This window comes from Staphylococcus sp. HMSC34G04, assembly GCF_001838765.1.
Taxonomy (GTDB): Bacteria; Bacillota; Bacilli; order Staphylococcales; family Staphylococcaceae; genus Staphylococcus; species Staphylococcus epidermidis.
In genome coordinates, this window is the sequence record NZ_KV838739.1 from 63,080 (window position 1) to 75,923 (window position 12,844).

At 32.5% G+C, this 12,844-nt stretch carries 12 protein-coding genes; 11 read left to right on the forward strand and 1 reads right to left on the reverse strand.

Annotated elements, in window-relative coordinates:
• Positions 1 to 248: 248 nt before the first annotated feature.
• The 3 genes from HMPREF3241_RS07040 (at position 249) to rny (ending at position 4,399) form a co-directional block, all read left to right on the forward strand.
• Positions 249 to 1,394, forward strand: coding sequence for a CinA family nicotinamide mononucleotide deamidase-related protein (locus HMPREF3241_RS07040; protein ID WP_002496223.1), 1,146 nt, complete (start codon positions 249 to 251; stop codon positions 1,392 to 1,394).
• Between the two features lie 170 nt (positions 1,395 to 1,564).
• Entirely contained in the window at positions 1,565 to 2,614 is a 1,050-nt protein-coding gene (gene recA / locus HMPREF3241_RS07045; RefSeq protein ID WP_002439552.1) for a recombinase RecA, read from the forward strand.
• Between the two features lie 225 nt (positions 2,615 to 2,839).
• A complete protein-coding gene (gene rny / locus HMPREF3241_RS07050) occupies positions 2,840 to 4,399 on the forward strand; it encodes a ribonuclease Y (RefSeq protein ID WP_001829512.1) in 1,560 nt (519 codons plus the stop codon).
• A gap of 88 nt (positions 4,400 to 4,487) precedes the next feature.
• Here rny and HMPREF3241_RS07055 read toward each other — a convergent pair whose 3' ends face one another.
• The gene (locus tag HMPREF3241_RS07055) at positions 4,488 to 4,703 is read right to left on the reverse strand and encodes a hypothetical protein (protein ID WP_002446315.1); all 216 of its coding nucleotides are present in this window, start codon (positions 4,701 to 4,703) and stop codon (positions 4,488 to 4,490) included.
• Positions 4,704 to 4,865: 162 nt separating this feature from the next.
• On the opposite strand from HMPREF3241_RS07055, the gene HMPREF3241_RS07060 reads away from it, so the two are divergent.
• From HMPREF3241_RS07060 to thiW, 8 genes are all read left to right on the forward strand, one after another.
• Positions 4,866 to 5,660: a TIGR00282 family metallophosphoesterase gene (locus HMPREF3241_RS07060; RefSeq protein ID WP_002446316.1), complete on the forward strand. Its 795-nt coding sequence runs from the start codon at positions 4,866 to 4,868 to the stop codon at positions 5,658 to 5,660.
• 112 nt (positions 5,661 to 5,772) lie between these two features.
• The gene (locus tag HMPREF3241_RS07065) at positions 5,773 to 7,533 is read left to right on the forward strand and encodes a 2-oxoacid:acceptor oxidoreductase subunit alpha (RefSeq protein ID WP_002495756.1); all 1,761 of its coding nucleotides are present in this window, start codon (positions 5,773 to 5,775) and stop codon (positions 7,531 to 7,533) included.
• On the forward strand, positions 7,534 to 8,400 hold the full coding sequence (locus HMPREF3241_RS07070) for a 2-oxoacid:ferredoxin oxidoreductase subunit beta (protein WP_002446318.1): 867 nt from the start codon (positions 7,534 to 7,536) through the stop codon (positions 8,398 to 8,400).
• A 593-nt stretch (positions 8,401 to 8,993) separates the two neighbouring features.
• Complete coding sequence (locus HMPREF3241_RS07075) at positions 8,994 to 9,611, forward strand: poly-gamma-glutamate hydrolase family protein (protein WP_002446319.1); 618 nt, start codon at positions 8,994 to 8,996, stop codon at positions 9,609 to 9,611.
• Between the two features lie 56 nt (positions 9,612 to 9,667).
• Complete coding sequence (locus tag HMPREF3241_RS07080; protein ID WP_001829496.1) at positions 9,668 to 9,958, forward strand: thiamine-binding protein; 291 nt, start codon at positions 9,668 to 9,670, stop codon at positions 9,956 to 9,958.
• A gap of 342 nt (positions 9,959 to 10,300) precedes the next feature.
• Complete coding sequence (gene miaB / locus HMPREF3241_RS07085) at positions 10,301 to 11,845, forward strand: tRNA (N6-isopentenyl adenosine(37)-C2)-methylthiotransferase MiaB (protein WP_002446320.1); 1,545 nt, start codon at positions 10,301 to 10,303, stop codon at positions 11,843 to 11,845.
• 1 nt (position 11,846) lies between these two features.
• Positions 11,847 to 12,212 (forward strand): YlbF/YmcA family competence regulator, encoded by a 366-nt coding sequence (locus HMPREF3241_RS07090; protein ID WP_002439569.1) that lies wholly within the window; start codon positions 11,847 to 11,849, stop codon positions 12,210 to 12,212.
• 23 nt (positions 12,213 to 12,235) lie between these two features.
• The gene (thiW, locus tag HMPREF3241_RS07095; protein WP_001829480.1) at positions 12,236 to 12,730 is read left to right on the forward strand and encodes an energy coupling factor transporter S component ThiW; all 495 of its coding nucleotides are present in this window, start codon (positions 12,236 to 12,238) and stop codon (positions 12,728 to 12,730) included.
• Positions 12,731 to 12,844 lie beyond the last annotated feature (114 nt).

Genomic DNA, 12,844 nt, shown 5'->3' on the forward strand with positions numbered 1-12,844 from the left:
TAGAATTGATTTAATATTTCACTTTTCAGATGTAATATTGATATACATCTGGTAAATCTTTTATATAAATGTAATTTCAGCATCTTATAAAAAATGTGATGTTATGTTTAAGTTATATTAGATGACAGTTCTGTGATACATATATATAAACTGTTTCTATAAAGATTCTTATTTTCGATTTATATTACAAAAAAATATATAATGGACTTATTGAAAAGACAATATAAATATTAGGGAGTATATCATTGATGAATATTTCAATAGTAGCTGTTGGCTCTGAACTATTACTAGGTCAAATAGCTAATACAAACGGGCAATATCTTTCAAAACTTTTTAATAGTATTGGTAAAAGTGTAGTAGAACACACAGTTATTGGTGATAACCCTCAAAGGTTAGAATATGTAATAAAGCAATGTCTATCTAGATTTGATACCATTGTTTTAACAGGTGGCTTAGGGCCAACAAAAGATGATTTAACTAAACATACTGTAGCTAAAGTATTAGGAAAAAATCTAGTGACGGATGAAACATCGTTAAACTTTATCAAAAACTATTTTAAAGAACAAGGTCAAGATATGACCTCTAATAATAAGCAACAAGCATTAGTGATTGAAGATGCCATAGTTTTACCAAATAAACATGGTATGGCTCCTGGTATGCTTGTAGAATTAGATAAACAAAAAATAATTCTACTACCAGGTCCACCGAAAGAAATGCAACCTATGGCGAAGAATGAATTATTATCTTATCTTATGGATAAAGATGAAGTTATCTTTTCTGAATTACTTAGATTTGCTGGTATAGGAGAGTCAAAATTAGAAACACTATTAATTGATCTTATAGATGAACAAACTAATCCGACAATCGCACCTCTTGCAGGTACGCATGAAGTATATGTTAGATTAACAGCCAATGCCGAAAGTAAGGAACGATGTCAACTGCTTATTAAGCCTATTCGAGATGAAATTTTAAATAGGATTGGTACTTATTATTTTGGTTCAGACGAAGTTAGCATTGAAGAATCAGTTATAAATAGTGCAAAACAGAATTTTGCTATTTATGACGGTGTAACTAATGGAGCTTTGTTTACTCGATTAAAAAATGCTGACAGTAAAAATCTAGTTAAAGGTATGCTACCACATTCTAACCAATTTATTGATATAACTTGTGAGTTTAATACCGTTTTATTCAATGCTGCTCAATATGTCAGGGATTTGTACCAAACAGATTTGGGTATTGTACTTTTAAATAAAGATAATATTGTATATTTAGGAATTTATGATGGAAATAATTTCGATATCGAAACATTTAAGATGTCTCAAAGTCGTAATTTATTGAGAAGCAGAAGTCAAAATTATGCGATGATTAGATTATTAAATTGGCTTAATAAATAGTAAATTTTAAATTTTCGCTAAAAATATAAGTACGTTTGTTCGTTTTTGTATCAGCTAAAACACAATAAATGCGAACAAATATTCGCAAAAGACTTGTGTTTTGCTTAAAATACTTGTATAGTAAGTATAAGATATTATACAGATAACTTTCTGTAGTAGGAGGTCTCGTTTTGGATAATGAACGTCAAAAAGCTTTAGATACAGTCATTAAAAATATGGAAAAATCTTTTGGTAAAGGTGCCGTTATGAAGTTAGGCGATAATAAAGGTCGCAGAGTATCAAGTACTTCAAGTGGTTCTGTCACAGTTGATAATGCATTAGGGGTTGGAGGTTATCCTAAAGGAAGAATTATCGAAATATATGGACCTGAAAGTTCGGGTAAGACGACAGTAGCTTTACATGCTATCGCTGAAGTACAAAAAAACGGCGGTGTAGCAGCATTTATCGATGCTGAACACGCTCTCGATCCAGTATATGCACAAGCATTAGGTGTAGATATTGACAATTTATACTTATCTCAACCAGATCATGGTGAGCAAGGTCTTGAAATCGCCGAAGCTTTTGTTCGTAGTGGTGCTGTGGACATTGTTGTTGTCGATTCAGTAGCAGCCTTAACACCTAAAGCTGAAATTGAAGGTGAAATGGGAGATACTCATGTTGGTTTACAAGCAAGATTAATGTCTCAAGCATTAAGAAAGTTATCAGGGGCTATTTCTAAATCTAATACTACAGCTATATTTATTAACCAAATTCGTGAAAAGGTTGGCGTGATGTTCGGGAATCCTGAAACAACGCCCGGTGGTAGAGCCCTAAAATTCTATAGTTCTGTACGTTTAGAGGTAAGAAGAGCAGAGCAGTTAAAACAAGGTCAAGACATTGTAGGTAACAGAACCAAAATAAAAGTTGTGAAAAATAAAGTTGCACCTCCATTTAGAGTTGCAGAAGTAGATATTATGTATGGTCAAGGTATCTCTAAGGAAGGAGAGCTCATTGATTTAGGTGTAGAGAATGATATCGTTGATAAATCAGGTGCCTGGTATTCTTATAATGGAGATAGAATGGGGCAAGGTAAAGAAAACGTCAAAAATTATCTTAAGGAAAATCCACAAATCAAAGAAGAAATTGACCGTAAGTTACGTGAAAAGTTAGGTATTTTCGATGGTGATGTGGATGAAAATGAAAATGAAGACGATTCACCAAAAACTTTATTTGATGAATAGTTTTTTAGTTGATTAAGTAAAAGGATGGCTCAATTAGCCATCTTTTTTTGTAGTTTTTGATTTGTTCTTTAAGAAAAGCAATTTAAAGTGAGTGTAGTGCAATTTCATATCTTGACACATATCTGTCGATAAACGTACAATTAGTATGTATGATTCTTATATAATTTCATATAATCATATTGATTTTGATATACAAAGCAAACCCTAGATAAAGGAGGTGTTTATGTGAATTTATTAAGCCTCCTACTCATTTTGCTGGGGATTATTCTAGGCGTTGTTGTAGGGTATATTGTTGCCCGAAATTTATTACACCAAAAACAAGTTCAAGCAAGACAAACTGCCGATGATATTGTTAGCTATGCTAATAAAGAAGCAGACAATATTAAAAAAGAAAAATTACTTGAGGCAAAAGAAGAGAACCAAATTTTAAAAGAACAAGCTGAGAATGAACTGCGTGAAAGACGTGGTGAACTTCAAAGACAAGAAACCCGACTTCTTCAAAAAGAAGAAAATTTGGATCGGAAATCTGATCTTTTAGATAAAAAAGATGAGATTTTGGAACAAAAAGAATCAAAACTTGAAGAAAGACAACAACAAGTAGATGCAAAAGAGAGTAGTGTTCAAACATTAATAATGAAGCATGAACAAGAATTAGAACGCATCTCCGGTCTCACTCAAGAAGAAGCTGTGAAAGAACAGCTTCAAAGAGTTGAAGAAGAACTGTCACAAGATATTGCAATACTTGTTAAAGAAAAAGAAAAAGAAGCGAAAGAAAAAGTTGATAAGACAGCTAAAGAATTACTTGCTACAACTGTACAAAGATTAGCAGCAGAACATACAACTGAATCAACTGTTTCAGTCGTAAATCTGCCTAATGATGAAATGAAAGGTCGTATCATAGGTAGAGAAGGTAGAAATATACGTACGTTAGAAACACTTACTGGCATTGATTTAATCATTGATGACACACCAGAAGCAGTTATTTTATCAGGCTTTGATCCAATTAGACGTGAAATTGCTAGAACTGCACTAGTTAATTTAGTTTCTGATGGACGTATTCATCCTGGACGTATTGAAGATATGGTCGAAAAAGCTAGAAAGGAAGTAGACGATATCATAAGAGATGCTGGAGAACAAGCTACTTTTGAAATAAATGTACACAATATGCATCCTGATTTAGTGAAAATTTTGGGTCGATTAAATTATCGAACTAGTTATGGTCAGAATGTACTTAAACATTCAATTGAAGTTGCCCACCTCTCAGGTATGCTTGCAGCAGAACTAGGAGAGGATGTTACTCTAGCTAAACGTGCAGGATTATTACATGATGTTGGTAAAGCTATTGATCATGAAGTTGAAGGTAGTCACGTAGAAATAGGTGTTGAATTAGCCAAGAAATATAATGAAAATAACATAATTATTAATGCTATTCACTCACATCATGGTGATGTTGAACCAACCTCTATCATTTCTATTTTAGTTGCAGCAGCAGATGCATTATCAGCTGCGCGACCAGGTGCACGTAAAGAGACACTTGAAAATTATATTAGAAGACTTGAGAGACTCGAAACGTTATCTGAAAGTTATGATGGGGTAGAAAAAGCATTTGCTATACAAGCTGGTAGAGAGATTCGTGTAGTCGTCTCACCTGAAGAAATTGATGATTTAAAATCATATAGATTGGCAAGAGATATTAAGAACCAAATTGAAGAAGAGTTACAATATCCTGGACATATCAAAGTGACAGTTGTTCGAGAGACTAGAGCAATAGAATATGCTAAATAATTCCATAAGCCACTGACCGTATCTACGGCCAGTGGCTTATTAAATATAATATAAAAAACCGAGCGTATAAACGCTCGGATATAATGATTTATTTTAATTGTAAATCAACTTCATTAATTTCTTTTAAAATTTCAGCTGTATCATAGCAATTTGTAGCGATGTTTGCATATTTTTCTGCTAAACGATAAGCATTAATGTATAAAATTAAACTTTCTTTAGCGATATCTTCAGCTTCATCAGATTTGGCTGGATTTGAAGTTACAACTAATTCAGCAAATTTTTCAGGATCAATATTAATAGACATGAATGAATAAACAACTCCTATATTTTTATTAGTTTTATATTAACACAATACATAAATACAAAAAAGTAAAGTCTTTTAATTTTCAGAATAATTAATTTGTTGATGAGACTTTTATTATAGTACAGTATCCATTAAACTTAATTTATGAGAGGATGAACAGAAATGAGAATATTGTTTATAGGTGACATCGTTGGTAAAGTGGGCAGGAAAATGATGACTACTTATTTACCTAAAATTAAACAAGCTTATCACCCAACAGTTTCTATAGTAAACGCTGAAAATGCCGCACACGGTAAAGGATTAACAGAAAAAATTTACAAACAACTTCTAAGAGAAGGCGTGGATTTCATGACTATGGGTAATCATACATATGGTCAAAGAGAAATTTACGATTTTATTGATGATGCTCATCGAATGGTTAGACCTGCAAATTTTCCTGATGAAGCTCCAGGAACAGGTATGAGAATAATAAAAATTAACGATATTAAATTGGCTATTATTAATTTACAAGGGCGTTCATTTATGCAAGATATTGATGATCCATTTAAAAAGGCTGACCAGTTAATCGAGGAAGCTCAAAAATCTACACCATACATATTTGTAGATTTTCACGCTGAAACTACATCTGAAAAAAATGCTATGGGTTGGTATTTAGATGGCAGAGTGAGCGCTGTTGTTGGTACTCATACACATATTCAAACTTCTGACGATCGTATATTACCTCATGGCACAGGATATATCACAGATGTCGGAATGACAGGTTATTACGATGGTATTTTAGGTATCAATAGAGATGAAGTTATTCAACGTTTTATTACCAGTTTGCCACAAAGGCATGTTGTTCCAGATGATGGGCGAGGCGTATTATCAGGAGTTATCATAGATTTAGATAAAGAAGGTAAAACGATTCAAATAAAGAGACTGTTAATAAATGAGGACCATCCTTTCCAAATTTAAAAGGATATAGTCCATTAGTATGAATTTAAACTTGTACCACTGTTGAAATAGTAAAACAGTGGTTTATTTTGTTATCATAGAAAGTGAATTAATACCACAGGAGGCATGTGATATGAAATCACAAATATCATGGAAAGTGGGCGGTCAGCAAGGCGAAGGTATTGAATCTACCGGTGAAATCTTTGCTACTGCAATGAATAGAAAAGGTTATTTTTTGTATGGATATAGACACTTTTCTAGTCGTATAAAAGGTGGCCATACTAATAATAAGATAAGAGTTTCAACATCGCCTGTGCATGCGATTAGTGATGATTTAGATATACTCATTGCTTTTGACCAGGAAACGATTGAATTAAATCATCATGAAATGAGAGAAGATAGTATTATAATTGCAGATGCTAAAGCAAAACCCCAAAAGCCAGAGAACTGTGTGGCTCAATTAATTGAGTTACCATTCACTAGCACGGCAAAGGAACTTGGAACAGCATTAATGAAGAATATGGTGGCAATTGGTGCGACGTCTGCACTGATGGATTTAAACACATCAACTTTTGAAACTTTAATCGATAACATGTTTTCAAAAAAAGGTAATAAAGTTGTTGATATGAATATACAAGCTCTTAATATGGGTTATGATTTAATGAAACAACAAGTTACCAACGTTAATGGAGACTTTACGTTAGAGAATGGTAGCGGTCATCCTCATTTATATATGATAGGTAATGACGCAATTGGATTAGGAGCAATAGCAGCTGGATCAAGATTTATGTCTGCTTATCCAATTACGCCAGCTTCTGAAATTATGGAATACATGATTGCCAATCTACCTAAAGTTGATGGTACTGTCGTTCAAACTGAAGATGAAATAGCAGCAGCAACGATGGCGATTGGTGCTAACTATGCAGGCGTACGAGGATTTACAGCAAGTGCAGGTCCAGGTCTTTCCTTAATGATGGAATCTATTGGTTTGTCTGGTATGACTGAAACGCCGTTAGTCATTATTAATACTCAAAGAGGTGGTCCTTCTACTGGCTTACCAACAAAGCAAGAGCAATCAGATTTATTACAAATGATTTATGGTACCCATGGTGATATTCCGAAAATTGTCGTTGCTCCTACAGATGCTGAAGATGCGTTTTATCTTACTATGGAAGCATTTAATTTAGCTGAAGAATACCAATGTCCAGTCATTCTGTTAAGTGATTTACAATTATCATTAGGAAAACAAACTGTTAAAACGCTCGATTATAATAAAATCGATATTCGTCGTGGAGAAATAATACAGTCAGATATCGAGAGAGCTGAAGATGATAAAGCATACTTTAAAAGATATGCATTAACAGCTAGTGGCGTATCACCACGACCAATACCAGGTGTTAAAGGTGGTATACATCATGTAACAGGTGTTGAACATAATGAAGAAGGGAAGCCAAGTGAGGCGCCTATGAATCGTCAGAATCAGATGGAAAAACGAATGCGCAAAACTGAAAGCTTGGTTATCAATAATCCTGTGTTACTCAATGAACATGATGACAAAGCAGATATACTGTATATAGGATTTATATCTACTAAAGGTGCTATTGGAGAAGGGGCAGAAAGACTAGAACGACAAGGTGTAAAAGTGAATACGATGCATATTCGACAATTACATCCTTTCCCTAAAGATATTGTTCAACAAGCTATTAATAAAGCTTCGAAAGTAATAGTTGCAGAACATAATTATCAAGGACAATTATCAAGTATTTTAAAAATGAACACACAAGTTAATGATAAATTAGTTAATCAAACAAAATACGATGGGAAACCTTTCTTACCTTATGAAATTGAAGAAAAAGGTTTAGAAATTGCTAAAGAGTTAAAGGAGTTGGTGTAATTGGCTACATTTAAAGATTTTAGAAATAATGTGAAGCCAAACTGGTGCCCTGGTTGCGGTGACTTTTCAGTTCAAGCTGCTATACAAAAAGCGACAGCGAATATTGGTTTAGAACCAGAAGATGTAGCAATCATTACAGGGATTGGTTGTTCTGGTAGACTATCAGGTTATATTAATTCTTATGGCGTGCATTCTATTCATGGTCGTGCATTGCCTCTAGCGCAAGGCGTTAAAATGGCAAACAAAGATTTAACAGTTATCGCTTCTGGTGGCGATGGAGACGGCTATGCAATAGGAATGGGACATACTATTCATGCTCTTAGACGTAATATGAATATGACGTATATTGTCATGGACAATCAAATATATGGATTAACTAAAGGACAAACATCACCTTCCTCAGCTAAAGGATTTGTAACTAAATCAACACCTAAAGGAAATATAGAAAAGAATGTAGCTCCATTGGAATTGGCACTATCCTCTGGTGCAACTTTTGTAGCACAAGGATTCTCAAGTGATATAAAGGCATTAACTAAAATGATTGAAGCTGCGATTCATCATGATGGTTTTTCTTTTGTTAATGTTTTCTCACCTTGTGTTACTTACAATAAAGTGAATACTTATGACTGGTTTAAAGAACATTTAACAAGTATCGATGATATTGAGGGCTATGACAACACAGATAAACAACTTGCTATGAAAACTGTGTTGGATCATGAGTCATTGGTTAAAGGTATCGTTTATCAAGATACAACAACACCTTCTTATGAATCGCAAATTTCAGAACTAGAACATGAGGCATTAGCTAAAAGAGACATTCATATTACAGAAGAAACTTTTAACGACTTAACTGCACAATTTTTATAAAGGATACTCATTCATAGTAACTAGAATTGCGTCAAAATAAGTAGGTAAAATAAAAACGAAGGTGTACTTTTAATATGATACATCATGACTATCCAATTTTACTGAAATTTCTTATCTAATAACTTTAATGATTACGATAGAAAATCAAGAAGTATAGTTCAATTTAAAAAGTATTATAGAACATGCATATAGGGAAATAACATATTTAAAGAGTGGGTCAGAATAACATTTTAATTCTGCTCACTCTTATTTTATATTTATATTGCTTATCAAAAGCATAACGATTCAATAATGTAATTCTTATTTAACGTTTTTTATACGATTAATCACCCATCTCATCTAAAGGTAAATAATATAAGAATGACATAATTTATTCCAAATTATTTTAAAAATATAGGTAAAGTAATTAAAAGATGAAATTTTTCTCAGAGTTATTATTAAATATATAAATAAGGCGAACAGTTAAATGAACAGTCCTAATCAATGCAATAATTTTATTTTTTTAATAAATATGTAAAAGATTTTGTAAAAAGATTTTAAGAATATGAATTTTGGGAATAATAAAAATATAAGATGATTTTTCGGAGGTTAATATGGACAAATTCAAATCTATGACGGAATTAAAAGAATTAACTAAAGAAGGAAAAGATTGGGAAATAGAGTTTGAAAATCGTTCTAGCATGGTCACTATATTAGCAATACACGGCGGTGGAATTGAACCTGCCACAACTGAATTAGCATATACGATTGCACATCGTGGCAACTATAACTATTTTTCCTTTAAAGGTATGAGAAGTGAGGGAAATAATGAGTTACATGTGACTTCTACACACTATGATGACCAAATTGCATTAGATTTAGTGAGAGGTAGTCAAAGAACTGTAGCCATACATGGTTGTGAAGGGAATGAAAGCGTGGCTTATATAGGAGGTAGTGATGACCGACTCATTGAGTTAATCACTGAATCCCTTGAAGATATAGGAATTAGTGTGCAAGAAGCACCACACCATATTTCTGGAACTCAAGAAAATAATATTGTTAATATGACTCAAACCCAAGGAGGAGTGCAATTAGAACTGACAGCTCAGTTAAGAAAAGAGCTGTTTAAAAATAGAAAAAGTTCACGCAAAAACCGTGAAAATAAAGATAATTGGGGTGATTTAATGTACGACTTTGCAGATGCAATGAAAAAAGCTATAGAACGTGCATAATTAAATTCTAACGCGTGTTAAAATAATATTATAAAACTTAATTGGAGAGATGAAACATGCAAGATACATTAATGAGTATTCAAATTATTCCAAAAACACCGAACAACAACGATGTTATTCCATATGTTGATGAGGCAATTAAAATTATTGATGATTCAGGTTTGCATTTCAGAGTAGGCCCGTTAGAAACAACAGTTCAAGGTGAAATGAGTGAATGTCTTATTTTAATTCAAAAATTAAATGATAGAATGGTTGAATTAGAATGTCCAAGTATTATTAGTCAAGTTAAGTTTTATCACGTACCTGAAGGAATAGAAATTGAAACGCTTACAGGAAAATACGACTAAGTGTAAATTAGAATAATATTTCTTATCTTGTCTATTTAAGAGCCTAACATGCTATAGTGTTGAAGGCTCTTAAAATTTTGTAAGAAAATATCGGTATGCTTCAGACGCTATGCATTGTCACACAGAAAATATGATATAAAAGACTTTTATCAACTGATATATTATAAATAAATGATGTCCAAATAAACATTTAGATATGATTTACATCGATTACTGTAATAAAAAGCTAATAAGTTAATTATAAAAGATAGCTGTAACATCATATACATGTCTTTTTGCACTTTGACTATAAATTTAATATAATGAAGTAATGATTATGGGCATATAGAAAGGATTTTCAAAGTGAATGAAGAGCAAAGAAAGGCTGGAACGATAAATATTCTAGCAGAACGTGATCGTAAAGCTGAGAAAGATTATAGTAAATACTTTGAACAAGTGTATCAGCCACCTAGCTTAAAAGAAGCTAAAAAAAGAGGAAAACAAGAAGTTCAATATAACAGAGATTTTCATATAGATGAAAAATACAAAGGTATGGGTAAAGGTCGTACTTTTTTAATTAAAACATATGGATGTCAAATGAATGCACATGACACTGAAGTTATGGCAGGAATCTTAAATGCATTAGGATATAGTGCTACATCTGATATTAATGAAGCGGATGTGATTTTGATTAATACATGCGCCATTAGAGAAAATGCTGAAAATAAAGTCTTTAGTGAAATAGGAAATTTAAAACATTTAAAAAAAGAACGACCAGATTGTTTAATTGGGGTGTGCGGTTGCATGTCTCAAGAAGAATCAGTCGTAAATAAAATATTAAAATCTTATCAAAATGTAGATATGGTTTTTGGGACACACAACATTCATCATTTACCTGAAATTTTAGAAGAGGCATACTTATCAAAAGCGATGGTAGTTGAAGTATGGTCTAAAGAGGGAGACATCATCGAAAATTTACCTAAAGTGCGTGACGGTCACATTAAAGCTTGGGTTAATATTATGTATGGTTGCGACAAGTTTTGTACTTATTGTATTGTTCCTTTTACTAGAGGAAAAGAACGTAGTCGTCGTCCAGAGGACATCATTGATGAAGTTAGAGAATTAGCAAGAGAAGGTTATCAAGAAATTACCTTATTAGGTCAAAATGTAAATTCATATGGTAAAGATATCGAAGGTCTGGATTATGAATTAGGTGACTTATTGGAAGATATTTCTAAAATTGATATACCTCGAGTTCGTTTTACAACAAGTCATCCTTGGGACTTTACAGATCGAATGATTGAAGTTATAGCTAAAGGTGGGAACATAGTACCGCATATCCATTTACCGGTACAATCAGGTAATAACCAAGTACTAAAGATAATGGGTCGTAAATATACAAGAGAGAGTTATCTTGATTTAGTTTCAAGAATAAAGGAAGCTATCCCTAACGTAGCTTTAACTACTGATATTATAGTAGGTTATCCAAATGAAACTGAAGAACAATTTGAAGAAACATTAACATTATATGATGACGTTCAATTTGAGCATGCGTACACATATTTATATTCACAAAGAGATGGAACACCAGCAGCTAAAATGAAGGATAATGTACCTTTAGAAGTGAAAAAAGAACGTTTGCAAAGACTTAATAAGAAGGTTGGAATGTATTCTCAACAAGCAATGAGTCAGTATGAAGGTAAGATTGTTACGGTATTATGTGAAGGTTCTAGTAAAAAAGATGAGAGTGTTCTAGCAGGCTATACTGATAAAAATAAACTTGTGAATTTTAAAGGACCAAGAGAGAGCATTGGTAAACTCGTTGATGTCAAAATTGACGAGGCAAAACAATATTCTTTAAATGGAACATTTATACAAGAACATCAACGTTCAATGGTGACACAATAATATGTATAGTGAAAAAGAAATCATACGAAAAGTCGAAAGTTTAGCAGAGAAAATTGGAAAACTAGAAGTTGTTCAAGATTATCATAATGTAGAAAAACAAATTCATAATAATCAAGCAATAAAACAAAAGATGAATCGTTTGAAAGCGCAACAAAAACAATCGGTTAATTTTCAAAATTATGGAAAACAAAATGCACTCGAGCAATCTGAAGCTAAAATTCAGTATCTAAAAGATGAAATTAATGAATTACCTATTGTTGAAGAATTTCGTTCAGCACAATACGAGGCGAATGATTTACTACAAATGATGGTCAAAACAATGGAAGATAGACTCAATGAATATAATAAAAAAGAACATAATGAATAATTATTTTAGAGGAGTTAAGCACAATGAATATTAGAAAGTTGACCATCACAGCATTCTTAATAGCTATTAATGTCGTGTTAAGTAGTTTAATTGTCATTCCTTTAGGTCCAATTAAAGCCGCACCCGTTCAACATTTTGTAAATGTATTATGTGCTGTATTCGTTGGACCATGGTATGGTTTAGCGCAAGCTTTTATTTCTTCTGTACTACGAATTTCATTTGGAACTGGAAGTGCATTTGCTTTTCCAGGAAGTATGATAGGTGTCTTACTTTCAAGTCTGTTTTATATGTATAGGAAGCATATTTTTATGGCTTCAGTTGGTGAAGTGTTAGGGACTGGTGTTATTGGTAGTTTAATGTGTATACCTTTAGCATGGTTTTTAGGACTTCAAGATTTCTTTATTAAACCATTAATGCTTATGTTCATAGTATCAAGCTTTATTGGGGCTTTAATTAGTTATATATTGCTTATTATTTTGAAAAGAAGAGGTTTACTAGATAGATTTAACAAAAATTAATATTTATTTGAAGTACGCTTGATGAATAGGGGATTATAAGTAAAATGTTGATATCTGTTCATATGAAAGCGTACTTTTTGTATCTATTACACAAAAGCGTTTCAAAAACATATA